The sequence below is a fragment of the uncultured Kocuria sp. genome, from assembly GCF_947500125.1.
Classification (GTDB): domain Bacteria; phylum Actinomycetota; class Actinomycetes; order Actinomycetales; family Micrococcaceae; genus Kocuria.
In genome coordinates this window covers 83,444-109,095 of the sequence record NZ_CANMRA010000008.1, presented here as the reverse complement: position 1 = coordinate 109,095, position 25,652 = coordinate 83,444, and the positions used below count along the sequence as shown (strand labels likewise).

The 25,652-nt window shown below is 74.8% G+C and carries 22 protein-coding genes; 9 read left to right on the top strand and 13 right to left on the bottom strand.

The window, feature by feature from the left end; translation table 11 throughout:
* Positions 1 to 86: 86 nt before the first annotated feature.
* Together Q0817_RS07700 and Q0817_RS07695 are read left to right on the top strand one after the other, a co-directional pair.
* A complete protein-coding gene (locus Q0817_RS07700; RefSeq protein ID WP_298585572.1) occupies positions 87 to 953 on the top strand; it encodes a UbiA family prenyltransferase in 867 nt (288 codons plus the stop codon).
* Positions 950 to 2,461 (top strand): NAD(P)/FAD-dependent oxidoreductase, encoded by a 1,512-nt coding sequence (locus Q0817_RS07695; protein ID WP_298585571.1) that lies wholly within the window; start codon positions 950 to 952, stop codon positions 2,459 to 2,461. Before Q0817_RS07700 ends, Q0817_RS07695 begins: the two co-directional genes overlap by 4 nt.
* On the opposite strand, the gene Q0817_RS07690 is transcribed toward Q0817_RS07695, so the two are convergent.
* Genes Q0817_RS07690 through Q0817_RS07665 form a run of 5 tightly spaced genes read right to left on the bottom strand, consistent with a single transcriptional unit; the run spans position 2,451 to position 8,239 of the window.
* Entirely contained in the window at positions 2,451 to 3,632 is a 1,182-nt protein-coding gene (locus tag Q0817_RS07690; protein ID WP_298585570.1) for a prenyltransferase, read from the bottom strand. The genes Q0817_RS07695 and Q0817_RS07690 overlap by 11 nt on opposite strands.
* Positions 3,629 to 3,985: a lycopene cyclase domain-containing protein gene (locus Q0817_RS07685; protein ID WP_298585569.1), complete on the bottom strand. Its 357-nt coding sequence runs from the start codon at positions 3,983 to 3,985 to the stop codon at positions 3,629 to 3,631. The genes Q0817_RS07690 and Q0817_RS07685 overlap by 4 nt, the downstream gene beginning before the upstream one ends.
* Entirely contained in the window at positions 3,982 to 6,468 is a 2,487-nt protein-coding gene (gene crtI / locus Q0817_RS07680; RefSeq protein ID WP_366139863.1) for a phytoene desaturase family protein, read from the bottom strand. Before crtI ends, Q0817_RS07685 begins: the two co-directional genes overlap by 4 nt.
* Positions 6,465 to 7,583 (bottom strand): polyprenyl synthetase family protein, encoded by a 1,119-nt coding sequence (locus Q0817_RS07670; protein ID WP_298585568.1) that lies wholly within the window; start codon positions 7,581 to 7,583, stop codon positions 6,465 to 6,467. Before Q0817_RS07670 ends, crtI begins: the two co-directional genes overlap by 4 nt.
* A 47-nt stretch (positions 7,584 to 7,630) precedes the next feature.
* Complete coding sequence (locus Q0817_RS07665; protein ID WP_298585567.1) at positions 7,631 to 8,239, bottom strand: MarR family winged helix-turn-helix transcriptional regulator; 609 nt, start codon at positions 8,237 to 8,239, stop codon at positions 7,631 to 7,633.
* Positions 8,240 to 8,278: 39 nt separating this feature from the next.
* On the opposite strand from Q0817_RS07665, the gene Q0817_RS07660 reads away from it, so the two are divergent.
* From Q0817_RS07660 to Q0817_RS07650, 3 genes are read left to right on the top strand one after another with little or no spacing between them, the layout of a single operon-like run.
* Positions 8,279 to 9,079: a glycosyltransferase family A protein gene (locus tag Q0817_RS07660; protein WP_298585566.1), complete on the top strand. Its 801-nt coding sequence runs from the start codon at positions 8,279 to 8,281 to the stop codon at positions 9,077 to 9,079.
* Entirely contained in the window at positions 9,076 to 9,807 is a 732-nt protein-coding gene (locus Q0817_RS07655) for a hypothetical protein (RefSeq protein WP_298585565.1), read from the top strand. The genes Q0817_RS07660 and Q0817_RS07655 overlap by 4 nt, the downstream gene beginning before the upstream one ends.
* 3 nt (positions 9,808 to 9,810) lie before the next feature.
* Positions 9,811 to 10,359 (top strand): TspO/MBR family protein, encoded by a 549-nt coding sequence (locus tag Q0817_RS07650; RefSeq protein WP_298585564.1) that lies wholly within the window; start codon positions 9,811 to 9,813, stop codon positions 10,357 to 10,359.
* Between the two features lie 33 nt (positions 10,360 to 10,392).
* Here Q0817_RS07650 and Q0817_RS07645 read toward each other — a convergent pair whose 3' ends face one another.
* The 3 genes from Q0817_RS07645 to Q0817_RS07635 form a co-directional block, all read right to left on the bottom strand.
* Positions 10,393 to 12,543, bottom strand: a complete 2,151-nt coding sequence (locus Q0817_RS07645) for a S8 family serine peptidase (RefSeq protein ID WP_298585563.1) — start codon at positions 12,541 to 12,543, stop codon at positions 10,393 to 10,395.
* A 236-nt stretch (positions 12,544 to 12,779) separates the two neighbouring features.
* Complete coding sequence (locus Q0817_RS07640; protein WP_298585562.1) at positions 12,780 to 14,441, bottom strand: S8 family serine peptidase; 1,662 nt, start codon at positions 14,439 to 14,441, stop codon at positions 12,780 to 12,782.
* A gap of 199 nt (positions 14,442 to 14,640) precedes the next feature.
* Complete coding sequence (locus Q0817_RS07635; protein WP_366139862.1) at positions 14,641 to 15,063, bottom strand: hypothetical protein; 423 nt, start codon at positions 15,061 to 15,063, stop codon at positions 14,641 to 14,643.
* A gap of 125 nt (positions 15,064 to 15,188) precedes the next feature.
* Between Q0817_RS07635 and Q0817_RS07630 the strand changes: the two genes are divergently transcribed.
* The 3 genes from Q0817_RS07630 (at position 15,189) to Q0817_RS07620 (ending at position 18,299) form a co-directional block, all read left to right on the top strand.
* Entirely contained in the window at positions 15,189 to 15,800 is a 612-nt protein-coding gene (locus tag Q0817_RS07630) for a malonic semialdehyde reductase (RefSeq protein WP_298585561.1), read from the top strand.
* A 90-nt stretch (positions 15,801 to 15,890) separates the two neighbouring features.
* The gene (locus Q0817_RS07625) at positions 15,891 to 17,063 is read left to right on the top strand and encodes a type III polyketide synthase (protein WP_298585560.1); all 1,173 of its coding nucleotides are present in this window, start codon (positions 15,891 to 15,893) and stop codon (positions 17,061 to 17,063) included.
* Between the two features lie 9 nt (positions 17,064 to 17,072).
* Positions 17,073 to 18,299 (top strand): NAD(P)/FAD-dependent oxidoreductase, encoded by a 1,227-nt coding sequence (locus tag Q0817_RS07620; RefSeq protein WP_298585559.1) that lies wholly within the window; start codon positions 17,073 to 17,075, stop codon positions 18,297 to 18,299.
* 83 nt (positions 18,300 to 18,382) lie between these two features.
* Here Q0817_RS07620 and Q0817_RS07615 read toward each other — a convergent pair whose 3' ends face one another.
* From Q0817_RS07615 to Q0817_RS07595, 5 genes are all read right to left on the bottom strand, one after another.
* On the bottom strand, positions 18,383 to 19,459 hold the full coding sequence (locus Q0817_RS07615; RefSeq protein ID WP_298585558.1) for a hypothetical protein: 1,077 nt from the start codon (positions 19,457 to 19,459) through the stop codon (positions 18,383 to 18,385).
* Between the two features lie 605 nt (positions 19,460 to 20,064).
* Positions 20,065 to 20,832, bottom strand: coding sequence for an alpha/beta fold hydrolase (locus tag Q0817_RS07610; RefSeq protein WP_298585557.1), 768 nt, complete (start codon positions 20,830 to 20,832; stop codon positions 20,065 to 20,067).
* A complete protein-coding gene (locus tag Q0817_RS07605) occupies positions 20,829 to 22,193 on the bottom strand; it encodes a PLP-dependent aminotransferase family protein (protein WP_298585556.1) in 1,365 nt (454 codons plus the stop codon). Before Q0817_RS07605 ends, Q0817_RS07610 begins: the two co-directional genes overlap by 4 nt.
* Complete coding sequence (speB, locus tag Q0817_RS07600) at positions 22,190 to 23,308, bottom strand: agmatinase (protein WP_298585555.1); 1,119 nt, start codon at positions 23,306 to 23,308, stop codon at positions 22,190 to 22,192. The genes Q0817_RS07605 and speB overlap by 4 nt, the downstream gene beginning before the upstream one ends.
* 70 nt (positions 23,309 to 23,378) lie before the next feature.
* Entirely contained in the window at positions 23,379 to 23,945 is a 567-nt protein-coding gene (locus Q0817_RS07595) for a helix-turn-helix domain-containing protein (RefSeq protein ID WP_298585554.1), read from the bottom strand.
* A 178-nt stretch (positions 23,946 to 24,123) separates the two neighbouring features.
* Here Q0817_RS07595 and Q0817_RS07590 point away from each other — a divergent pair, with 178 nt between their 5' ends.
* Positions 24,124 to 25,593 carry a sodium:solute symporter gene (locus tag Q0817_RS07590; protein WP_298585553.1) on the top strand — a complete coding sequence of 490 codons (1,470 nt, stop codon included), beginning with the start codon at positions 24,124 to 24,126 and terminating at the stop codon, positions 25,591 to 25,593.
* The last annotated feature ends 59 nt before the right edge of the window (positions 25,594 to 25,652 follow it).

The following is a 25,652-nucleotide window of genomic DNA, read 5'->3' as shown; positions in this document are numbered from 1 at the left end:
TTCCGCCCCACCTGGGCGGGAATCCCCGTAGTGTGGGGTGCACCGGGGGCTCCCCGGTCACCTGTCGTCCGAGGAGAGCCAACGCCGTGACCCAGGCAGGACCCGCCCCCGCGGTGCAGCGGATCGTCCACATCGCCCGGCCGGTGCTCTGGGTCAACACCCTGGGTCCCGGGGTGGTGGGCATGTGGCTCGCCGGGTCGCTCTGGCAGTGGGAGGCGCTGCCGCTCCTGCTGTGGCTCACCCTCCCGTTCAACCTGCTGATCTACGGCGTCAACGACGTCTTCGACCAGGACACCGACGCCCTCAACCCGCGCAAGGGCTCGCTCGAGGGGGCGCTGATCGAGTCCTCCGAGGTGCGCACGATCTGGACCGCGGTGCTCGTCACCAACGTGCCGTTCCTCGTCTGGTTCGCCGTCGTCCTGCCCCCGGCCGCGCTGGCCTGGATCGCGCTGTACGTCCTGGTCTTCGTGTTCTACTCGGCCCCGCCCCTGCGCTTCAAGGCCCGGCCCTATCTCGACTCCCTGAGCAACGCCGCCTACGCGCTCCCCCTGGTCTTCCTCGCCCACGCGCTCGGAACCACCCCCGTGTGGCCCGCCGCGCTGGGCCTGATGGCCTGGAGCGTCGCCAAGCACGCGTTCGACGCCGTCCAGGACATCGAGGAGGACCGCGCGGTGGCCATCACGACGACGGCCGTCCGGCTGGGCCCGCGCGGGGCGGGCCTGTGGAGCGGTGGCTGGTGGGCCGTGTCCACGCTGTGCTTCGCGCTGGTCAGCATCCCGGTGGCCGCGGTCAACGCCCTCATCGCCGGGTGGCTCGTGGTCTCCCTCCTGCGGGACCCGAGGCCGGAGACCGGGCACCGGCTGTACCGGCACTCCATCGCCTTCCCCTACGTCGCCGGCGCCGTGGCCGGCGTGCAGCTGACGGTGGCGCTGTACCTGGGGCTGTACCCGTGAGCCGCGTCGTCGTCGTCGGCGGTGGGATCGGCGGGCTGACGTCGGCCGCCCTGCTCGGTCACGCCGGTCACGAGGTCACCCTGCTCGAGGCCGCCGACCGGCTCGGCGGCAAGAGCCGCCGCATCGAGGCCGCGGGCCAGCGCATGGACACCGGGCCGTCCCTGTTCACGTTCCCGGGCGTGTGGGAGGAGCTCCTCCGCCGCCTGGACCGCCTGCGGGCGGCCGCCACCGCGCCGCCGCAGGCGCCCGCCCCGGGGGCGCCCGCCCCGGGGGCCGAGGAGACCGCCGCGCTCGAGCTGGAACGCCTCACCGAGGTCGGCACGTACCACTACCGCGGCACCCGGTGCGAGCTGCCCGTTCCGCCGGGGCACCCCTGGCACGCGGCGTGGGCCCGCTTCGAGGCCGAGCACGGGGGGCTCGGCCCGGACATCACCCGGCTGCTGACCACGGACGTGCTGGACCGGGCGGCCCATCCCGCGCTGGCCCGGCTGGGGAGGCTGTACGGGCGGAGGCTCACGACCCGCAGCTACCTCGACAGCCTCACCTGGATGCCCGAGGGCCTGCGCGAGGTCATCGCCATCCACACCCTCAACGCCGGCGTCGGCCCGGCCCGCACCCCGGCCCTGTACGCGAGCATGCCGGCCGTCATGGCACGCGACGGGGTCTGGATCCCCCGGGGCGGTGTCTACGAGCTCGTCGAGGCCCTGCAGCGACTGGCGGTGGGCTCCGGGGTGGAGATCCGCACCGGCGAACCGGTGACCTCCGTGGCACGCCGCCTCGTCCGCACGGACCGGGGCGCGTATCCGGCCGACGCCGTGGTGAGCGGGCTCGACGCCCACCAGCTGGACGGACTGCTCGCCGGACGCGCTCCCCGGGTCCCCCGCCGGCTCAGCTGCTCGGCGATCGGGATCTACGCCGTGCTCGACCCCGAGCTGCCCGAGGGGACGCCCCGGCACGGCGTCATCCTGCCCGACCGTCCGGCCGATCTCTACGCCGACCTGGAGGCCGGGTCCGAGCCCGAGCAGACCATGGCCTTCGCGAACTACTATCCGGCGCACGGGGTCTACCCCAACAGCGCGGCCACGCTCGCCCTGCTGCTGACCGCGCCGGCCAACGGGAAGTCGTACACCCTCGAGGACCCGTTCGTCGTGCGGGAGCTCGAGCGCGCGGCGCGGGTGCTCGGTCTGCCCGGACCGCTCACCGACCGCTTCCGGAGCACGGAGATCCTGGATCCCGCGTACTTCGCCGAGCACGGGTCGGAGGGCGGCGCGCTGTACGGCGCGGTGCGCCCGACCTGGCGCAGCGGCCCGCTGCACACCCCGGCCCGCACGAGCCCCCTGCGGCCGTGGCTGTGGCGGGTGGGGGCCTCCGTCCACCCGGGCGGCGGACTGCCGGCGGTGCTCGGCGGGGCCATGGTCTCGACCGACAAGCTGCTGCGGCGCCTCGACCGGGGCGGGGCCTCCGGGCGCTGCCCCCGGCCGGGGCGGCGGGAGCCGGTCAGCGGGTGAGCTCCCACGCCCGGATCAGCAGCAGCGTCACGAGGAACCCGGTGACGTAGTTGAGCGACAGGAACCGTCGCCAGCCCCGGTTGGCCCGTTCGCAGCCGGCGTCCGTGATGTTCAGGAACGGCACCAGGTTGGCGAGGTAGGGCAGCACCAGGAGGGACGCCACCGGACCGGGCCAGGGGGTGAGCAGCAGGAGCACCCCGGCCGCGAGGTAGAACGCCGCGGCGGCCCGCACCGTGGGGCGGGCGCCCAGGACCGTGGCGATCGAGCGCAGACCGCCCTCCCGGTCCGCCTGGACGTCCTGGACGGCCCCGAACGCCTGCGAGGCCATCGACCACAGGAAGAACCCGGCGCACAGGGCCACGAGGCCCGGTGACCAGTCCGCCCCGGCGAGCACGAGGCCGTGGACGGCCGGGGACACGAAGTGGGTGGCGGAGGTCGCCGAGTCCAGGAACGGGACCTCCTTGAAGCGCAGCCCCTTGAGGCTGTAGGCCACCACCGCGAAGAGGCTGACCAGCAACACCCACGCCGCGGCGGCGCCGCCCGCCAGGAACAGGTACGCCAGGAAGGGCAGGGCCACCAGCACCGAGCCCACGAGGATCATCCGGTGCTCGGACGGGTCCACGAGCGCGCCCTCGACACCGCCCTTGCGGGGGTTGAGGAGGTCGGACTCGTGGTCGAAGACGTCGTTGATCCCGTACATCAGGAGGTTGTACGGGAAGAGGAAGAACAGCGTCCCCACCACGAGGGGCAGGTCCACCCGCCCGGTCGTCACGACGTAGGCCGCCGCGAAGGGGTAGGCGGTGTTGACCCACGACACCGGCCGGGAGGTGGCCACGAGGGTGCGCACGGTGGCGGTGAGCCGACCGCGCTCGGCCAGCCCCCACCACAGCGAGGGCAGCAGCAGCAGCGCGGCGAGCGGGTACGCGAAGTCCTCGACCGGCACGAGACCGATCCGCAGCTCCGTGATGTGCCCGGCCCCGTAGTCGAAGAACCCGGCAGCGATCATGAGGTTGTCGAACACCACCGTCAGCACCGCGAGCACCACGAAGGAGATCCCGAGCACGGCCAGGGCCCGGCGCCGGGGAGGGGCCGGGGAGGGCCTGCGGACCAGCAGGGTGGCCGGGGTCAGGGCGAGCGCGAGGAAGACGGGGATGACGAGGGCGTAGGTCACGGGGCCTCCGCCTCTCCGCGGGCCGCGTCGGCCGCGGCGGACCGGCGCGCCAGCACCTTCTCCGTGAGCCGGACCAGGTTCATGGTCAGGTAGCAGAGGAACACGAGGAACACGACCTCCTCGACGGGGATCTGCGGGGCGACCATCCAGCCGGTCGCCCACGCGCTCCGGCTGTGCAGGAAGATCCCGAGGCTGATCCCGGCCACGTCCCAGGCGAGGAAGAACACCAGGCCCACGAGCAGCACGAGGGCCGCCCGGCGGGCGTCCTGGGCGAAGAAAAGCCTCTCCCGCACGTCGAGGAGCACCATCCCCGCCAGGCTGAGCAGCAGGAACCCGAGGTACACGAAGCTCATCCGCGCGGCACCAGGGGTTCTGCCAGCGGTCCGGTGGAGGTGTCCCCGCGCAGGTCCTTGAGCAGGATCTCCGCGCTGATCAGACACATCGGAAGGCCGATGCCGGGGACGGTCGAGGCCCCGCAGTAGTGCAGGCCCGCGACCTTCCGGCTGCGGTTGGCGCCCCGGAAGAACGCGGACTGCTTGAGCACGTGGGCGGGGCCCAGCACGTTGCCCCGCCAGGAGTTGAAGTCCCGCCGGAAGTCCTCGGGGCCCACGGTGTGGCGCACCACGATGCGCTCCCGCAGGTCCGGCACGCCGGCCCACTCCGCGATCTGGTCGATCACCCGGTCCGCGGCGGCCTCGACCTGCGCGGCGCCGGTGCCGTCCGGTCCGCCCGCGCCCAGGGCGGGGTCGGCGGGGACCGGGATCAGCACGAAGAGGTTCTCGTGCCCGGCCGGGGCCACGCCGGGGTCGGTCGCCGAGGGCTTGCAGACGTAGACGGACGCGGGGTCCGGAACGCTCGTGGGCTCCTCGAAGATCGCCCGGAAGTTCGTGTCCCAGTCCTCGCTGAAGAAGAGGCTGTGGTGCGGGAGCTCGGGCAGCGCCCCGCGGACCCCGAGCATCACGAGCACCGCGCCGGGTCCGGTCTGGCGCCTGTCCCAGTACCGCTGCGGGTAGGTCTGCAGCTCGCGCGGGAGCAGCGCGGTCTCGGTGTGGTGCAGGTCCGCGGCCGAGACGACGACGTCCGCCGCGAGCTCGTGCTCCGTGCCCTCCGCGTCCCGCCACACGACGCCGGTGGCCCGGACCGGGCCGTCCGCGGCCGAGGCGGTGCTGATCCGCACCACGTCCGCCCCCGTGCGGACCTGCGCCCCGTGGGCGTGGGCGAGCCGCTCGACCGCCTCGATGACCCGGCGGAACCCGCCCTGCGGGTACTGCACGGAGTCGGTGAGGTCCATGTGGCTCATGAGGTGGTACAGCGACGGCGTCATCCGGGGCGCACTGGCCAGGAAGACGGCCGGGTAGCCGAGCACCTGACGCAGCCGCGTGTCCTGCACGGTCCCGGCGGCGAAGTCGTGCAGGGACCCGGTGAGGTGGCGGGCGAGCTCCGGCAGGCCCCGCACCACCGGCCGGGTGAGCAGCGGCGTGAACGAGGCGTAGGAGGTGTACAGGAAGTGGTCGACAGCGAGGTCGTAGGTCCGCTTCGCCGAGGCCAGGTACGCACGGACCCGCCCGCCCGCCCCGGGCTCCACCGACTCGAACAGCGCCACCGTGTCCTCGAGGTCCGAGCGGATGTCGATCGGCTGCTCGTAGCGCTCGCCCCAGACCCGGTACGCGGGGTCCAGGCGGACGAGCTCGAGCTGCTCGGCGGCGCTGGAGCCCATGAGCCGGAAGAAGTGGTCGAAGACCTCCGGCATGAGGTACCAGGAGGGCCCGGTGTCGAAGCGGAAGCCGTCCCGCTCGAGCAGCCCGGCGCGCCCGCCCGTCGTCGTCCCGCGCTCCAGGACGGTCACATCCCAGCCGTCCTTCGCGAGCAGGCCCGCGGCGGCGAGGCCGGCGATCCCCGCCCCCACCACCACGGCGCGGCGTCCCCGGGGCGCGGGGGCGCGACGGCGGGTGCGCGCTTTGACCACGGCGGCCGCGGCGAGCCTGGCCTTGCGGGGGTTCGGCACGCGGATGCGGGAGCTCAGCAGCTCCCGGGCAGGGGTGGCGCGGATCCGCACGGACAGCTCCCGGAACAGGTCGTGGGCGGCGAGGACGGCGGCGCGGGAGGACCCGGGGAGGTCGTCGACGACCGCGCGGGCGGCCGCCAGGTCGGCGTCGATGTCGTCGAGGAGGCGGGTCTTCTCGGTCTCGGAGAACTCCCCGGGCTCCACGCCGGGGAAGTAGACGCGGCCGAGCTCCCCGTAGTCCTCGGCCAGGTCGCGCAGGAAGTTGACCTTCTGGAACGCCGCCCCCAGCCGGCGGGCCCCCGCCACGAGCTGCGCCCGGCGCTGCTCGGGCACGGGACGGCCGGCCAGGAACACCTGCAGACACATCAGCCCCACGACCTCGGCCGAGCCGTACACGTACTCGTCGAGGGAGTCGGCGCTGTGCCGGTCCTCGCTGAGGTCGGCGCGCATCGACGCGAAGAACGGGCGCACGAGGTCGGGGCCGATCCCCGCGTGGCGGGCCGTGCGGGCGAAGGCGTGCACCACGAGGTTGCTGCTGAAGCCGCGCTCGATCGCGGCGTACGTCTCCTCCTCGAGGGCGTCCAGCAGCTCCCTCGACCCCCGGGGCGGGACGCCGGCGCCGGCGCTGGCGCCGTCGACGATCTCGTCGGCGATCCGCACCAGGGCGTAGACGGCGTAGACGTGCGGGCGGATCTCCGGGCCCAGCAGCCGGCAGGCGAGCCCGAAGGACGTGGAGTAGCGGCGGATGACGGTCGCGGCGGCCTGCCGGGCGGTGTCGTCGTAGCGGGCGGCGGCCTCGGCCGGTGACCCGGTGTGCTGGGCGGCGGTCACCGGATGCGCTCCGTGGCCCCGGCCACGATGCGGCGCAGGTCCTGCTCGAGGGACGCGGGCAGCCCGGCGGCGTCGAGCAGGGCCCGGGCCTCGTCCGCGCACTCGGCGACCATGTCCTCGACCTCCCGCCGGGCCCCGCACTCCTCGAGCAGGTCGCGGGCCCGCAGGGCCTGCTCGCCGCTGATCTCGTGGCGGCCCAGGATCGCCTCGAGCTCCTCGCCGGCGGGCGTGCACAGCGCCGCGGCGACGAGCATGGTCCGCTTGCCCTCGCGCAGGTCGCTGACCGCGGACTTGCCGGTGGCCTCCGGGTCCCCGAAGACGCCGAGCAGGTCGTCCACGAGCTGGTAGGCGGTGCCCACGGTCCGCCCCAGGCGCCCGAGCACCTCCACGTCCTCGTCGGGGGCCCCGCCGAGCACTCCCCCGGCCTGCAGGGGGGTCTCGAAGGAGTAGACCGCGGTCTTCAGGCACGTGGCCGCGAGGACCTGCTCGCGGCCCGGACGGGCCCCGGGCAGCGTGTGGTCGACGTCGAGCAGCTCGCCCGCCGCCGAGGAGAACAGGGCGGCGTCGAGCAGGTCGAGCAGGCGGGGCAGCCGCTGGGGGGAGAGCCCCGAGCGGGCCACGAGCCGGTACGCGCCGGCCAGGGCGAGGTCCCCGGCGATGACGCCCACGCTCGCGCCGTACTGGCGCGCCTGGTCCGGTCCCGAGCCCGACGCGAACGCGCGGTGGGCCGCTGCGGCGTTGATGGTGGGCTGGTGCCGGCGCTGCTCGTCCTGGTCGATGACGTCGTCGTGGACGATGAGGGCGGTGTGCAGCAGCTCGAACGCCGCGCCGACGGCCTCGACCACGGGCTCCGGTTCGGGCGCCGGATAGGCGCCGGCCACGAGACGGACCAGGTGGGGTCGGATCCGCTTGCCCCCGGAGCTGAGCCGGGCGACCTCGCCCCACAGCCGGGCGAACCCGGGGTCCACGGCCTCCGCCCGGCCGGTGGCCTCGGCGAGGAACTCCTCCAGGACGGGAACCGGGTCAGGTTCCCGGCCACCCCCGTTCCCGGTCCGTGTCCCGGTGCCCGGTCGGGCGCTCGAGAAGGCCGATTCGCGCGAGAAGACCGTCACCATTCCCCCATTCCACCACAGTCCTTCGAAAATCGAATCAATCATCCGTGTCACGCCGTGCGCGGAGCCGCCCCGGGCTCGGCCGGCGTGGCCGCACCCTCCTCGGCCGCCCCGTCCGCGGCCCGGTCCTCCCCCGCCCGGCGGCCGGCGCGGCGCACCGCGTCGGTGAGCTGGGGCAGGCGCCGCCGCAGGACCTCGATCTCCTCGTCGGTGCAGTCGTCGAGCACCGTCAGGACCTCCTCGCCCATGGCCGAGAACATCCGGCGGCCGGAGCGGTAGGCGTGCTCGGTGGCCTGCAGGCTGATCTCCCGCCGGTCGCGGGGATCCACCGCCCGCACCAGGTGGCCCGCGGCGACCAGGCGCTTGATGACCGTCGTGGTCGCGGAGCCGCTCAGCACGAGCCGGCGGGCGATGTCCCCGGCACGGATCGGGCGGCCGGCACGGTTGGCCTGCATGACCTCGTTGAGGGCGTGGACGTCCTTGTGCGCCAGACCGAAGCGGCGGCGGACCTGGTCCGCGTAGCGCTCGGCCTCGGTGCTGAACTGTTGCAGCAGGAAGAGCACGTCGAACCCCCGCCGCCCCTGGTGCGGGCTGCCGCCCGGCGTCCGGCCCGGCGCCGTGGCGCCGGACGTGCTGATCGTGCCCTCGTCGGACTGCATGTGCCGATTCTAGGGCGCGGACACGGGAGAATGGGGCGCATGACCGACAGCAGAGACCAGACCGGACCGGACCGCCCGCCGCAGGCACCCGGCGGCCCGGCGGTGTCCGTGGTCGTTCCGGCCCGGAACGACGCCGCGCACCTCGCGCGGTGCCTGCGGCTGCTCGCGGCGCAGACCCGGCCGCCGGACGAGATCGTGGTGGTGGACAACGCCTCGAGCGACGGCACCGCCGAGGTCGCCCGCGCCGCCGGCGCCCGCGTGGTGTTCGAGCCCGTGCGGGGCATCCCGCCCGCCGCCGCCGCCGGCTACGACGCCGCCCGGGGCGACGTGGTGGTGCGCTGCGACGCGGACAGCCTCCCCGGCCCGGAGTGGATCGCCGGGATGCTCGCCGCGCTCGCGTCCCGCCCGGACGTGGTCGCCGTGGCCGGCCCGGGCCGCTTCCACGGTCTTCCGCCCGGCGTGGACCGGCTGCTGTCCGCGCTCTACATCGGCCTGTACGTGCTCACCACGGCCGCCGCGCTGGCCCACCCTCCCTTGTTCGGCACCAACATGGCGATGCGCCGGTCCTGGTGGCTCGAGGTCCGGGACGGCGTCCACCGGCACGACCCGGAGCTGCACGACGACTTCGACCTGAGCTTCCGGCTGGATCCGGCGCACCGGATCCTGTTCCGGCCCGGCCTGTCCGTGGGCATGTCCCCCCGGGCGCTGCGGGGCGGGCGCCCCGCTGTCCGGCGGCTGGGGCGCGCCTTCCGGACGATCCGGCTCAACTGGGCCGACGAGCGCCCGTGGGAGCGGTGGCGGGCGCGCCTGGAGCACCGGCTGCGCAGGAGCGGGGCATGAGCCGGCTCGCCCTCGCGGTGCGGTGGCTGGGACCCCTCTCCGTGCTGCTCACCGCCCTGTTCTTCGACGCCGTGGGCGCCTCCGTCATGATGCTCGTCTGCCTGGGCATCACCGTCACGTGGCGGGCCCGGCTGCCCGCGGCCCTGGAGATCGTCACGGACCTGACGCTGCTGCTGGCGGCCTGGAGCTCCGTGTTCCTGCTCTACGAGAAGTACGCGTACTGGGACCTGGTCATCCACTTCGCGGCCACCGCCGTGCTGGCCGAGCTGGTGCTCCGCGCCCTCGAGCGCTGGTCCCGGCTCTCGCCCCCGGGGCCGGTGTCCCACGTGGTCGTGGTGAGCTCCCTGGGCGCCGCGCTGGCCCTCGTGTGGGAGTACCTCGAGTTCGTCGGCTACTACCTCGTGGACCCCCAGGTGAACGTGGGCTACCTGGACACCATGGGGGATCTCGCCGCCGGCCACGCCGGGGCCGTGGTCGCCGGGATCCTCGGCACCTGGGCGCGGCAGGGACCGGTCCCGCCCGGCGGCCCCCGGGCGGCCGGGGACGCCGCCGCAGTCCCGCGCACCGCCGGCGGTGCGAACACCGCCGGGAACCCGCGCACCACGGCGGACCAGGACACCGTCGAGGACCCGCGCGCCATGGACAACCCACGTGCCATCGAGGACCCCCGCACCTTCGAGAACCCCCGCTCCACGGACGACCCGGACACCACCGAGACGAAGGACTGACCCATGTTCTGGACGAACCTGCTCAAGACCACCGTGCAGACCGGGGCCGCCGCCGCGGCCGGCACCGCGGCCTCCGCCGGGGTGGACAGCCCCTGGTACCGGCACCTGCGCAAGCCGGAGCTGCAGCCTCCGGCCGCCGTGTTCCCGGTGGTGTGGACCGCGCTCTACGCGGACCTCGCGATCACCTCTGCCGCCGTGCTCACCGAGCTGCAGCGGCAGAGCGCCCCGGGGCTGCACCACCGGGGCGCGCGGGTGCGGACGATCCGGCGGCCGGGGCGCACCCCTTCCGAGGCGGCACGGCACGAGCGGGGCTACCGCCGGGCGCTCGCGCTGAACCTCGCCCTCAACGCGGGGTGGAGCTGGGTCTTCTTCACGAAGCACGACACCGCCCTGGCCACGGCGACGGCCGCGGCGCTGACCGCCAGCACCGCCGATCTCGCGCGCCGGGCGGCGCAGACGCGCCCGCTCCACGGCGCCGCGCTGCTCCCCTACGTCGGCTGGTGCGGCTTCGCCACCGTCCTGAGCGCCCGCATCCACCAGCTGAACGCCTGAGCCGGGCCGTCCCACGGCGCGGGCCGGCCCCGGTCAGCGGTAGGCGACCGTGATGCCACCGTGGCGGTAGCCGATCGATCCGCCCTGGAAGCGCTGGACGACCGAGTCCCCGGAGCGGTACTCCGGGGTCACGGGGTAGCCCAGGCGGCCCTGCACGCCCCGGAGACCGGCGTAGGCCCGTCCGATCGCCCCGTGCACGGGCTGCGCGCCGGTGGCCGGTGACCACAGGATCCTCCCCCGTTCGAAGTCCTGGTGCGCCCCGCCGCCGACCAGGCCGCCGCGCTCGCCGCCCAGCGGGTACCCCAGCAGGCCCGTCTCCCCGCCCAGGGCCGCCCAGCGCGCGCCGATGGCCCCGCGCACGGCGGCCGCGCCGGTCCCGGCGCTCCAGACGACCGTGCCCTGCTGGAAGAGCTGGTGGACGCCGCCGGCGCCGTTGCTCCGCTCCCCGGTCCGCGGGTAGCCGAGGAAGCCGTTGACGCCACCGGCCCGGTTCCAGGCGCTCCGCACGCCGCCGTGCACCCACCGGGCACCCGAGTCCGCGCTCCAGTAGATGGCTCCGCGCTCGAACTCCTGGTAGCAGCCGTCCTGGGCGAGGCCGCACCGTTCGTGCGAGCGCGGCGCCCCGGTGGACGAGCCGATCCGGGCGTGCAGCTGGCCGATGGCGCCCTGCACGGTGTAGCCCTCCTGGAGCGTGGCCCGGGCGACGGCGGCCCTGGGGTTCACGAGGCCGGCGCCGCAGCCGCCCGAGCAGTGCCCGGGCAGGGGCCGGGCCGTGGCGACCAGGACGTCCTTGACCTGGGCCGGTGAGAGGGACGGATCGGTCTCGCGGACCAGGGCCACGACCCCGGCGACCGTGGGACTGGCCATCGAGGTGCCGTACTTGTAGGAGTAGGAGCCGCTGCCGGGCCGGGCGCTCCCGGTGTTGGCGGTGGACAGGATCTGCCGTGCCGGGTCCCCGCCCGGGGCGGCCAGCGTGACCTTGCCCCAGTTCGAGTACGCGGCGCGGGTGCCGTGGACGGTGGTGGAGGCCACGGTGATCACGCCCCGGCAGTTGGCCGGGGACTCCGTCCCTGCGTCGCGGTCGTTGTTGCCGGCCGCCACGACCACGCTCGTCCCGCGGGCGAGGGCCCGGTCGATCCCGTCCTGCAGGACGGCCGGGCACGTGCTGGACCGGAAGCCGAGGCTGAGGTTCACCACGGTCGCGGGGTGGGGGTTCGCCGGGACGGCGTCGACGTCGTCGCCGGCGGCCCAGGCGATCGCCACGGCGATGTCGGACACGTACCCGTCCCCGCAGGCCCCGAGCGCGCGCACCGGCAGGAGCTTCGCGTCGTAGGCGACACCGGCCACGCCGGTCGCGTTGTCGCCCCGCGCCGCCGCGGTGCCGGCCGTGTGCGTGCCGTGCCAGGAGGAGCTCCTGGCCGCGGATCCGGACCAGCACTCGTCCAGGCCTGCGTAGTCCCCCTCGTCCTGGGGGTCCGGGTCCCACCCGTCGCCGTCGCGGGAGTGGCCCGGCTGCACGCCGCCGGCGTGCAGGGAGACGAAGTCGTGGCCCGGCAGGACGTTGGCGTCCAGGTCGGGGTGGGACGTGATGCCGGTGTCCACGACCGCGATGGTCTGTCCGGCACCGGTGGCCCGGTCCCACGCGCTGGGCAGGTCGAGGCCCGCCGCCGTGGGCTGGAGGTTCCACTGCGACGTCGCGTAGTAGGGGTCGTCGGGCGTCGCCGCGATGCTCGCGAGGTGGTCCGGCTCGGCGTATTCGACCGCCGGGTCCTCCTCGAGAGCGGCCGTCAGGATCTCGAGCTCCTGCGCGTCGAGCAGGCCGTCCGCCGCCACGACCTTGGCCGAGTCCACGGTCTCGCTGACCTCGTCCAGCCGGGGCGCCGCCTCCCCGGGCTCGCCCGCCGCCGCCGCGCCCCGTGGCACCACCTGCTCCGCGGCCTCCGCGTAGACGCGCTCCCGGGTCCGCGGGGCGGGCTGCGCACCGTCCTTGAACTTCACGACCACCCGGTCGGTCGCACCGGCGCCCCGCGGCCCGTCCGTCCCGGGCGCGTCCGTCCCGGGGGCGTGCGCGACCCGGACCGGGACGGCGGCCTCCGCCGGGGGCCGGGCGGCGGCGGGGGCGGCGGCACCGGCGAGGATCAGGACCAGGGCGGCCGCCAGGGCGCGGCCGTGGAAGGACGTCATGGATGCTCCAGCCGGTGGGGGGTGCAGCGCGCAGCGGGGGCCTGCGGCGCAGCGACCACGGGAGGCGGGGAGCCGGCGTCGCTGCGCTCAGCGTACGGAGCGGTTGCTTTTGTTACCGAATGGGAAGATCCATGCTTTTCATTGGACCGGCAGGGGCGGCGCGGGAGTCCTCCCCGTGGACGACGACGGCGCCGCCCACCGGGGAGGTGGACGGCGCCGCCGGGCGGGCCGGGGGATCAGCGGGCGGAGGTGGTCTCCCACCAGCGGAGCGGCAGAACCTGGTGCCAGCGGGCGCCGAGACCGGTGTTCCAGATGATCCACCCGTTGGCGAACTCCTGGAAGCACGGCGTGCCGCCCAGGGCGCACAGCTCCCGGGAGCGGGCCTCGCCGGTGGTCGTGCCGATCTTCCGGTGCAGCGCACCGATGCCGCCCCGGGTGGTGAAGGGCTCGCCGCCCTGCACCGCGACCAGCGCGGAGACCGGGTCCATGATCCCGGCGCCGCACCCGGGCGCGCACCCGCCGGGAGCCTGCCGGGCCGTGGAGGTCAGCGCGTCCCGCAGGCCCGCCACGCCCAGTCCCGGCGAGAGCTCGCGGAGCAGCGCCACGGCGCCGGAGACCGCCGGCGCCGCCATGGACGTGCCGTTGCGCTCGGTGTACGTGGGCGCCCCGAGGCCCTGGGCCCCGGCGTTGCCGGTCGAGAGGATCTGCGCGTAGGGATCGCCGCCCGGGGCCGCGAGCGTGACCGAGCCGAAGTTGGAGTACGGAGCCAGGGCGCCGGCGACGTCCGTCGCGGCGACCGAGATCACGCCCGCACAGTTGGCTGGGGCGGACTGCGCGGCGTCCATGCTCTGGTTGCCCGCAGCCGCGACCACGGGGATCCCGCGGCCCAAGGCCTCGCTGATCGCGGACTGCAGCACCGCCGGGCACTCCCCCGGGACGCCGAGGCTGAGGTTGATGACCGTCGCGGGGTTCGGGTTGGCGGCGGCACCCGCCACCGGGGCGCCACTGGCCCACAGGATGCCCGCGGCGACGTCGGTGATGTACCCCTGGCTGCAGGCGCCCACGGCGCGCACCGGGAGGATCTTCGCGTCCGGGGCCACGCCCGAGATGCCCAGTCCGTTGTTCGCGTCGGCCGCGGCGACGCCGGCCGTGTGGGTGCCGTGCCAGGTGGAGGTCGGGGGCATGGGGCTGTTGGGGCACAGCACGGCGTCTGGGTGGTCGCCCATGTCGGTCGCGTCCGCGTCCCACCCGTCGCCGTCCCGGCCGTTCTGGGCCGTGGAGACGAAGTCGTAGCCGGGCAGGACGTTGGCGTCCAGGTCCGGGTGGGAGGTGATGCCGGTGTCCACGACGGCGATGGTCTGCCCGGCACCGGTGGCCCGGTCCCAGGCGAGAGGCATGCCCAGCCCGGCCGGGTCGTCCCACAGGCTCCACTGCAGCGTCGCGTAGGACGGGTCGTTCGGCACCGCGGCGGTGGTCGCCAGGAGGTCCGGCTCCGCGTACTCCACGGCGGGGTCCTGCTCCAGGGCGGTGGTCAGCGCCTCGAGCTCGGCGCCGGCCAGCATCTCGCCGGTGCGCACCACCTGGGCGCCGTCCGCGGTGGCCGCGGTCTCCTCGAGCCCGGCGTCCCCGGAGCGGCCGGCGGCCTGCGCGTAGACGACGTCGCGGGAGTCCTCGGGGACGGCGCCGTCCCGGAACTTCACGACGACACGGTCCGTGGCCCCCACCGGCCCCGCCCCGGATGCCGCGCCGGGAGCGGCCCCGGCGGCCTGGGGAACCGGCTGGGGGACCTGGGCCGCGGGCGGGGCGGCCGCGGACTCCGCCGCGGCGGAGCCCAGCGGGACCAGGGCGAGGGCGGCCGCGAGCGCGAGAGAAACGGTGGTGCTGCGGGTGGTGGTCAAGGATTCCTCCGGCCGTCGGGACGGGAGGCGGCACGGTGCGCAGAGCCCACCCCCCGATGGACTGGAGCGAGAGAGATCCCCTGCGGAACCGGAGCCCCCCGCTCCTGTGCTCTGCCCAGCGTAGGGAGCGTGTGCGTGTGTGACCGAATGCGTACCCCGCGCTCCGGCCGCCGGTGGGGGTCCGCGGGATGGCGAGCGCTCAGCCCGTCCGGGCGATGCGCAGCGCTGCGGCGATCATCGGGACCTGCAGCGGGAGCCGCACGAGGGCCACGGCCCGCCGCGCCGGGGAGCCCCGGCGGGCACGCCAGGCCATGGTGACGTTGCCCGGCCACACGCCCACGAGGAGGGCCGCCGCGGCCCACCCTCCGGCGCGGCGGGTGCGGGGGTGGAGCAGCAGCGCCCCGACGCCGAGCTCTGCCACCCCGGAGCCCAGCGTCCAGGTGCGGGGCGATCCCGGCAGCGAGCGGGGGATCAGCCCGTCGAAGAGTGCCGGCCGGACGAGGTGGAGCGCGCCCGTCCCGCACAGGGCGGCGCCCATCCGCCGGGCGCGGGAGGTCACGGCGCCGGAACGCACACCGCGGGGGGCCGCGCCGGGCAGGAGCTGCGGGGGACGAGGGGACATGGGGCCAGGGTACCCACTGTGACGCGCCGTGACGTGACGGAGGGCACAGTCCCCCTCGGCATAGACCGGCACCCGTTTTTGTTGACGTGTACATCACAGCTCGCCCGGACCCGGAAGGACTCCTCATGACCCCCGACGCCCCCCAGGACCAGCTCGCCCTCGACGCGCTCGCCGCCGACCTGCTCTTCCGCGAGGCCCGCACGGCCTCGGAGTTCCTCGACGAGCCCGTGGCCGACGAGCAGCTCCGGGCGGCCTTCGAGCTCGCCAAGATGGGCCCCACCGCCATGAACATCCAGCCGCTGCGCGTGACGTGGATCCGTTCCGCGCAGGCCCGGGAGCGCCTGCTCCCCCACATGGCCGAGGGCAACCGGGCGAAGACCGCCGCCGCGCCCGTCGTCGCGGTGCTCAGCTACGACGTCGACTGGCACGAGCACCTGCCCGTCGTCTTCCCGCCCGCCGCCGGCAAGCAGGAGATGTTCGCCGGCAACGAGGAGCTGCGCACCCGGATGGGCCGGGACAACGCCCACCTGCAGGCCGGGTACTTCGTGCTGGCCGTGCGCGCCGTGGGCCTCGCCGCGGGCCCCATGGGCGGGTTCGACCCCGCCGGCGTGGACGCCGAGTTCCACGCCGGGACCACCCGCCGCTCCCTGATGGTCGTGAACATCGGCGCTCCTGCCGCCCCGCGCCACGACCGGCTGCCGCGGCTGGACTTCGACGCCGCGACCACCACCGTCTGAGGCCGTTCCGGGCGGACCCTCCGGGGGGTCCGCCCGGCCCCCGCGCGCCCTCCGTGGTCTCTGTCGGCCCGAGGACGGATACTGGAGGGGATGACGCCCGCACTCCTGTCCCTCGGCACGGCCCTCCCGCCGCACGTGCTCGAGCAGACCGACGCCCAGGACCTCTACCAGGCCCAGCCCGGTACCGACCGGCTCAACGCCCGGCTGCTGCGCACGGTGTTCGGCGCCTCCGGGGTCGATCGCCGGCACACGGTGCTGTCGGAGCTGGTCGAGCACGACGCCCGCGACGGATCCCCCTACATCACCCCGGACGGCCGGTTCCTGGGGCCCCTGACCGGTGTCCGCAACCGCACCTACGTGGAGCGGGCCCCCGCCCTCTTCGCCGAGGCCGCACGGGACGCCCTCGCGCGCTGCCCCGGGCTCGACCCGGCGTCCGTCACCGACGTGGTGACCGTCTCCTGCACCGGGTTCTTCGCCCCCGGCCCCGACTACCGCCTGGTCCGGGATCTCGGCCTCGACCCGGCCGTCCGCCGCGCGCACATCGGCTTCATGGGCTGCCACGGCGGGCTCATCGGTCTGCGCCAGGCCGCGTCCATCGCCACGGCGGACCCGGACGCCGTCGTCCTGCTCGTCGCCGTGGAGCTGTGCACGCTGCACCTGCGCCCGGCCCGGGACGCGGACGCCATCCGGGGGGCCGCCCTGTTCGCCGACGGCGCGGCGGCGGCCGTGGTCAGCGCGAGGATCCCCGAGGGAGTCACCCCCCTGCTCGAGCTCGACCGCTTCCGCACCCTCGTGATCCCCGACGGCGAGGAGGCCATGGCCTGGACCATCGGCGACGCCGGATTCGAGATGATCCTCGGCGCCGCCGTGCCCCAGGTCCTCGAGGACAACATCCACACCGCGCTGGAGGCCCTGCTCGACGGTCCCGGGGGTGCCGTGGACCGGGACAGCATCACCGACTGGGCCCTGCATCCGGGCGGCCGGGGCATCCTCGACAAGCTCGAGCACACCCTGGGGCTGCCGCCCGAGGCGCTGCGGGAGTCCCGGGACGTCCTCGCGACACGGGGCAACATGAGCAGCGTGACCGTGCTGCACGTCCTGCGCCAGGTGATCGACGAGGCCCCCGCGGACGAGACCCGCACCGTCTGCGCCCTGGCGTTCGGGCCGGGCCTGACCGTAGAGTCGGCGCTGTTCACGATCCCCGCCCGGGCCGCGGCACCGGCCGCGGAGCTCGATCCCGCCGCGGCCGTCCCCATCCGCTAGGAGGTTCCCGTGGACCACGATGTCGTCGTCGTCGGCGCCGGACTCGCCGGCCTGCAGTGCGCCCACCTGCTCGAGCGGCACGGGCTGGACGTCGTGGTCCTGGAGGCCTCCGACGGGGTCGGGGGCAGGATCCGCACCGACACGGTCGACGGCTTCCGGTGCGACCGCGGCTTCCAGGTGCTCAACCCCGCCTACACCGAGCTGCGGCGCAGCGTGGAGGTCACCGCGCTGGGAATCCAGAAGTTCGACGCCGCGGCCGGCGTCCGCCGCGGCGACGGCATCGACGTCCTCGCCGATCCCCGGCGGGTCCCGTCCCGGCTCACGGGAACGCTGCGCAGCCCGCTCGTGGAGCTGCGCCGGCTGCCCGCCCTGGCGGCCTGGCTCGCCCCGGGACTGGACCCCCGCGCGCGGCGGCAGCAGGAGCGGGACCGCCCCTGGCACGAGTCGCTCGACGCGGCCGGGGTGCAGGGACCGCTGCGGGACCTGGTGCTCGAGCCGTTCCTGGCCGGCGTGATCCTCGAGGACGAGGGCCGCACCTCGGCCGCCTTCGTGCGCGAGCTCGTCGGCTGGTTCCTGCTCGGCACGCCCGGCCTGCCGGCCGGCGGCATGGAGGCGCTGCCGGCCTGGATCCACGACGGGCTCCGGGCCCCGGCCGTCCTCGGCACCCGCGTGGACTCGCTGGAGCGCACCGGCAACGGGTGGACCGTGGGCGCCGGCGACGCCGTCTGGCGGGCGCCGTCCGTGGTCGTGGCCACCGAGGGCCCGGCGGCCGCCCAGCTCCTGGACCTGCCGGACGCCCCTATGAAGGGCGAGGCGACCTGGTGGTTCGCGGCGGAGTCCGCGCCCTCGGAGCTCCGGTGCCTGGTCCTGCCGGGCGAGTCCGTCGGCCCGCTGATCGACACGGCCGTGGTCAGCAACGCCGCCCCCAGCTACGCCCCGGACGGCCGGGCGCTGATCCAGGCGACCGCCCTCCTGCCGCGAGGCGCCGCGCTCCCGGCCGAGGCCGACGTCCGCCGGCAGCTGGGCACGATCTGGTCCGCCGACGCCGCCGCCTGGGACCTGCTGACCGTGCACGAGGTGCGCCGGGCGCTGCCGGAGCAGCCGCCCGGGCTCGTGGCGGACCGGCCCGCCGCCCTCGGCGACGGCCTGTACGTGTGCGGCGACCACCGCACCAACGGCTCGACCCAGGGCGCCCTGCGCTCCGGGCGCCGCGCCGCCGAGGCCCTGCTGGCCTGAGTCAGGGTCCCAGGACGGCGCCACGGCACGGACGGACACGGCGGCTGCAGGGCTGAACCGGCCGGCCGCCGGCGGCACCGCCCTCAGTCGTCGTAGCTGTCGGCGAGCTGGCGCCGCTGGTGCTCCCGCCGGCTGTAGGTGGCCTCGCGGATGGCCTCGTCGCTGTCGAAGTTCGAGCCCAGGGCGCCGGCCAGGGTGCCCAGGGACGCGGCCAGCCAGGAGAGGTCCAGGTAGTCGAGCAGGGTCACGGGGTGGCCCAGCTGGGACTCGAGGTAGCCGGCCTCGATCACCGCGAGCCCCACGAGGAAGAGCATCGTCCACAGGAGCACGTACATCAAGGCCACGCTCAGCCACACGGTGATGACGGTGGAGGCGTTGTCCGAGCCGGCCCGCCAGGGCTCGTCGTCCTGCGGGGAGCGGTTCCACAGGCCGTTGTGGAAGATCAGCCACCCGCTGAGCGCCCCGGTGACCACCACGCTGATCATGGCCAGCCGGGCCGGGGACAGGGCGTCGGACATGCTCCAGATGGAGGCGTAGAAGATGCCGAAGGCGCCGGTGGCCGCAGCGGCGGCCACGCAGCTGGCCAGGGCCGGCAGCAGGCGCCCGGGGCGGTTGCTCAGCACCATGCCGGTCAGCAGGCGCACCTGGTTCATCCGTCCGGGCAGCACGAGGTAGGAGACGTCCCCGTCCCCCGCCGGGGACACCCGGCGGACCGCTCTCCGCCCCAGGGCCTCGTGCACCGCGGCCGTGGATATGTGGCCCTCGACGCCGTCCCGGAGCGCGCCGACCAGTGCGACGAGCAGTCCGCAGGCCTTGCGCGAGAAGTGGTCGGCGCCCAGGGCCGGCAGCGAGACCAGTGCGGCGGCGGCCGCAGCACCGACCTCGCACAGCAGCGGGTCCCCCTGGTGGGCCCGCGGCAGGTCCGTCAGGTACACCACGTAGTCCCATCCGTGCTCGGCGCGCAGCCCGCCGGCCTTGTCCAGCAGCGGGATGTCCCCGTCGGCCGTCAGGGGCAGGGTCTCGCGGCTGACCTCCACCGCCCAGGACACGTCCGGTCCGGTGTGCTCCGACAGTGCTCGCGGCAGGTTCTCGGCCACTCTGCGGGCCACCTTCTCCGGCAGGCCGGGATCGGCCAGCACTCCTACGATGAGCTTCTGCACACCGCCTCCTCCCACGGGGGCGCCGGGTCTCCTGGCGACGGGGACCGCTCCGGGGAGCGGTTCGACGTCGTCCCCCGAGCATAGTCATCCGGCGATCGGCGACCTGACCGAGGGGCCCGGCCAGGTCGCCGATCTCACCGCCGGGGAATCGGCCGCGGGCACGGCGAACCGGGGGGCTCAGACTCCGCCCAGCGCGCTGTGCCGTCCGTGGCGGGGCGCGCGGGGCCGCGCCGTTCGGCGCGGGCTGCGGCGGTGGTGCTGCGCACGACGACGCGGGTGGGCAGTTTCTGGCCGGGTCGGGAGTCTCCCCGCGCAGCAGGGCCAGGAGCAGGTGCGCGGCCTGGACCCCGCCCCAGGCGGTAGTGACGACCAGCTCCTCGTCGACCGGGACGGCTCCGACCTCCGAGAAGTGCACGGTCGGGATCCGCCCCGAGGACCTCCACCCGGCCCCGAGGGCACCGGGTTGCCGATCGAGGCCGACGTAGTCGAGGAACTCGGCGCCGACGCCTTCGTCCACGGCCATCTCGCCCCGGTCACCACCGGCAACCGCCTCCCCGGCTGACCACGGCGGCGCCCGACGACGGCACCGCTGGACGACGGCACCGTCAGCTTCCCGGGCGGCGCCGTCTCGGGGCGAGCGTGGCCGGCTTGTCGGCGGCGTGGAAGTCCGTGATCAACCGCGCGCACAGCTGCGGCTTCTCGACGAGCACGCCGTGGGAGGCGTGCGGGACCACGGCCAGCTCCCCGTGCGGCAGGGCGCGGTACAGGGCCACGGCGTGCTCGAGCCGGACCTCGTCGTCGTCCCCGACGAGCACGAGCACGGGGAGGTCGAGGCCTGCCAGATCCGCGTCCGTGCAGGCCGGTTCCGCCGCGTGCAGCTGCCGCAGCTTCGCCACGACCTGACCGTAGTGCTCGCGCCCGTCGGGCGAGACCTCCGCGTAGGCGTCGGCCATGAAGTCCGGCGCCTCGGCCTCGTCCTGCAGGACTCCGGGCTCCCAGCCGTCGTGGTGGTACACCCCTGCCGCGACCACCAGGTCCCGGACCAGATCGGGTCGTCGCAGCGCCACGGTGAGGGCGATGACGGCCCCGTCGCTGTAGCCCAGCAGGTGCACCGGAGTCTCGGCCTCGGCGCCGAGGAAGGCGATCGTGTCCTCGGCCATCGCCGTGTAGGAGAGCGGGCCTTCCCGGTCGGGGGTGCGGCCGTGCCCGCGCTGATCCGGCGTGATCACCCGGTACCGGTCGGTCAGTTCCGCCACCACTGGGTCCAGGGCCCGGGAGTCCGTGCCGCCGGGGTGCAGCAGGACGAAGTGCGGCCCGTTCCCGCGGGCGCTGGACCGCAGGCCCCCGGCCCGGCCTGCCCTCTCCTCGCTCATGTGGTCAGTATCGCCCCTGGCGAGGGCACCGCAACAGCGGCGGAACGGTGCACCCCAGGGGGTGGGAGAGAGGCACCCTCCGGGGACGGGCCGCCCCGGAGGCGGCACCGCGGCTCGGCCGCTCGGCCGTTCCGCCGCTCAGCCCCGCAGCATCTCCCCCACCCGCCGGACCCCCTCGGTGATGTCCTCCTCCGAGGCCGCGGAGTAGGCCAGGCGCAGGCTCGTGGAGGCGCGCCCGTCCGCGTAGCAGGCACCGCCGGGCACGAGCACCACGCCGTGCCCGATGGCCCGGCCCAGGAGGTCCCCGTGGTCGAGGGCCGGGTCGAGGTCCAGCCACGTGAAGAAGCCGCCGGCCGGTCGCGTCCAGCGCACCCCCCCGGCATGAACTCCTCGAGGGCGGCCATCATGGCGGCGCAGCGGGAGCGGTAGAGATCCACCGCCCGGTCGAGGGCGGGCCGCCAGTGCTCGCTGGCCACGTACTCGGCGGCGAGCTCCTGGCCGAGCACGGACGGGTGGATGGTCACAGCCTCGGCCGCGATCTGCAGCCGCGCCCGCACCGCCGGCACCGCGGCGATCCATCCCACCCGCAGCCCCGGCGAGAAGATCTTGGAGAAGCTGCCCAGGTGGATCACGGTGCCGGGGTCCAGCGAGTACAGGGACGGGAGCCGGTGGGCGCGGTCGAAGCCGAGCAGCGCGTACGGGTCGTCCTCGAGGATGAGCACGCCGCGCTCGGCGCAGACCTCCACGAGCCGGCGGCGCCGTTCCTCGGTGAGGGTCACCCCGGTGGGGTTGTGGAAGTTCGGGATGGTGTAGACGAACTTCACCCGCCGGCCGGCGGCCCGCAGCCCGTCGATCCGCTCGGCGACCGCATCGGGGTCCAGCCCGTCGTCGTCGACGTCCACGTGCGCGACCTCGACCTCGTAGCTGCCGAACACGCCGAGGGCCCCCACGTAGGTGGGTCCTTCCGCCACGACCACGTCGCCCGGGTCGCAGAACAGCTTGGTCACGAGGTCGAGACCCGCCTGGGAGCCGGCGGTGATCTGGATCGTGTCGGGCGTGGTCTCCGCGCCCTGCAGGCGCATGAGCTCGACGACCAGGCCGGGCAGGCGCTCGATGCCGGCCCCGGAGCCGTACTGCAGCACCTCGGGCCCGCGCTCGGTCAGGATCCGCGCCGTCATCGCGGCCACGACGTCGTGCGGGAGCACGCTCATGTCCGGGTTGCCGCCGGCCAGGGAGATGATCCCGGGGCGCATCGCGATCTCGAACACGGCGCGGACCGGGGAGGGCCGGAACTCCTCGGAGCGGTGGGCGAACAGCGAGGTGTGATCGGGCCGGGGGGTCACGGCCGCGCCCCCGGTCACCGCTCCTCCCCCGAGCTGGCCGAGGGGTCCTGCGCCGGGTCCTGCGCCGGGTCCTGTGCCGGGTCCTGGGCCGGTTCCGGGACGGCGTCCCCGTAGACGTGCCCGGCGAGACCGTAGGCGGGGCCGTCCGGCGCCGCGCCGGGGCCCAGCGCGAGGAGGCTGATGAGCTCGTAGGCCACGTGCGCGGCGGCCACCCCGGTGATCTCGGCGTGGTCGTAGGCCGGGGCGACCTCGACCACGTCGCAGCCGACCACGGCCGTCCCCCGCAGCCCGCGCAGGATCTCGAGCACCTCACGGCTGGTCATGCCGCCGGCCTCCGGGGTCCCGGTGCCGGGGGCGTGGGCCGGGTCCAGGACGTCGATGTCCAGGGACACGTAGAGCGGGCGGTCGCCGACGCGCTCCCGCAGGTGCGCGACGACGGCGTCCACCCCCAGCCGCATGACGTCGGCGGAGGAGACGATGCCGAAGCCGAAGCGGGCGTCGTCGTCGAGGTCCTCGGTGCCGTAGAGCGGCCCGCGGGTGCCGACGTGGCACACGGCGTCCGTGTCGAGCAGACCCTCCTCGAACGCGCGGCGGAAGGGGGTGCCGTGGGTGTACTCGGCGCCGAAGTAGGTGTCCCAGGTGTCCAGGTGGGCGTCGAAGTGCAGCAGGGCGACCTTGCCGTGGCGCGCGTGCGCGGCGCGCAGCAGCGGCAGGGCGATGGTGTGGTCGCCGCCGATCGCCACGAGCCGGGTGTCCTCGCCCATGAGCTCCTTGGCCTGGGCCTCGATGGAGGCGATCGCCTCGGGGATGTCGAAGGGATTGGCCACGATGTCCCCGGCGTCGGCGACCTGCACCCCGGCGAACGGGGAGACGTTCTGCGCGGGGTTGTAGGGGCGCAGCAGGCGCGAGGACTCCCGGACGTGGTTGGCCCCGAACCGGGCGCCGGGCCGGTAGGAGACACCGGAGTCGAACGGCACGCCCACCACGGCGATGTCCGTGTGCTCGACCTCGTCCGTGCGCGGCAGGCGGGCGAACGTGCCCAGCCCGGCCCAGCGCGGGGTCAGGGCGGCGTTGACGGGTCCGAGGACGGGGGTGCCGTCCGGGGTGGAGCCGGTGATGCGCTCGGGGTTCATGGCGTGCGGTCCTCTCGTTGGGTGCTGCAGGGGGTGCTGACGGGGGTGGTGGACGGGACGGGCGGGGAGCTCAGGAGCCGAGGATCCACAGCAGCACGGCCTCCTCGGTGCCGGGGTTCTCCCAGGTGTGCGGCTCGGAGCCGGGGAACGTGACGGTGTCCCCCGCCTCCAGGTCATAGGTGCGGTCCGGGACGTGGAGCCGGAACCGGCCGCTGATCAGGTGCAGCACCTCGGTCTCGCAGTCCATGCTGTACATCGCGTCCTCGCCCCGGCCGCCGGCGGCCACGCGGGCCCGGATGACCTGGACCGCGCGCTGGGCCGTCGGCGTGACGAGCTGCTCCTCGATCCCCTTGCCGCCGAGATCCACGTGCGGGGCGTCCTCGAGCCGGACCAGCTCCACGTCGGTGGGTCCGGCGAAGAGCTCGCCCACGTCGATCCGCAGCACCTGGCACATCCGCACCAGGGAGTCCACGGACGGGGAGGTGATGTCCCGTTCGACCCGGCTGACGAAGCCCTTGGTGAGACCCGCCGCGGAGGCGAGCTGGTCGATGGTCATGTGGCTGCGCCGCCGGTGGTTGCGCAGCCGCGAGCCCACGGCGGCGGATTGACCGGAGCTCTCGATGGGCAGTGCTTTCACGACGACGCCTCCTTCTCCGGGACGGTTTACCCGACCGTCACGACCCGGACCCGTTCCCAAAACATGATCTGCATCATACTATGTGGGACAACTTTTGTTTCTTGTCGGGCAACCTGCGGCGAGGAACTCCCCCGATCGACCCCGTGGGCGCCCGCGCCCCGAGGAAGCAGTGACATCCATGAACGTGCTGATCATCGTGCTGTACCTGGTCGCCATGGTGGCGGTCGGGCTCTGGGCCAGCCGCCGGGCGCACAACGCCGAGGACTACCGGGTGGCCGGCCGCCGCCTGGGCCCGGGCTTCTACACCGGGACGATGGCCGCCGTGGTCCTCGGCGGCGCCTCCACCGTGGGCGGGGTGGGCCTCGGCTACACCTACGGCATCTCCGGGATGTGGCTGGTCGTGGCGATCGCCACGGGCCTGGCCGCGCTGAGCCTGTTCTTCGCGGGCCGGATCCAGTCCCTCAAGGTGTTCACCGTCTCCCAGATGCTGCAGCTGCGCTACGGCGAGCGCGGCGGGGCCAAGGCGTCCTCGTTCGTGATGCTGGCCTACACCGTGATGCTCTCCGTGACGTCCACGTCCGCGTACGCCGCCATCTTCGCCGTCCTGTTCCCGCTCGACCGCGCCTGGGCGATCCTGCTCGGCGGCGTGGTGGTCGTGGCCTACTCCGTGCTCGGCGGGATGTGGTCGATCACGCTCACCGACATGATGCAGTTCGTGTTCATGACCATCGGGCTGTTCCTGATCCTGCTGCCGTTCTCCCTCTCCGCCGCGGGCGGCTGGAGCGGGCTCGAGGACCGGCTGGACGCCACGTTCTTCACCTGGGACGGCATGGGCACGCAGGCGATCATCACCCAGTTCGTGGTCTACGGGTTCGGCATGCTGATCGGCCAGGACATCTGGCAGCGCGTCTTCACCGCGCGCTCCCCGCAGGTCGCCCGCTGGGGCGGGCTCGCCTCCGCGGCCTACGTGGCGCTCTACGGCGTGGCCGGGGCGGTCATCGGGATGACGGCCGCCGCCGTGGCCCCGGAGCTCTCCTCCCCGGACGACGCGTTCGCCACGATGGCCCAGCAGTACGTCCCGGCCGGGCTCGGCGGGGTGGTGCTCGCCGCCGGCGTCGCCGCCATGATGTCCACGGCCTCGGGCGCGCTCATCGCCTCGGCCACGGTGGCTAGGGTCGACGTCGTGCCGACCCTGAGGTCGCTCTTCTCCCGGCACGCGGCCGCCGCCCCCGAGGGCACCGCCGAGGCGCTGCGCGGGGACCGGGTCTACGTGCTCGTCTTCGGCGTGGTGATCACCGTGATCTCGATCTTCGTCTCGGACACCGTCACCGCCCTGACCATCGCCTACGACATCCTCGTGGGCGGTCTGCTCGTCGCGATCCTGGGCGGACTCGTGTGGCGGCGGGGCACGAGCCTCGGCGCGGCCCTGTCCATGCTCGTCGGCTCCGTGGTGACCGTGGCGTCCATGGCGGTCTTCGGCGTGCTGGCCAACGCCCCCATCTACCTGGGCCTGGCCAGCTCCGTCCTGGTCTACGTGGTCGTCTCGCTGCTGTCCCGCCCCACGCACGCCGGGGTGCTGCGGCAGTGGAACGAGCGCCTCGCGGGCTCGCACCCGGCCGGCGCCGACCGCACCGAGGCCCGCCCGTGAGCGGGGCGACCGGCACCTGCGGAGCGGACGCCGCACCGCAGGGGACATCCGCGCCCCTG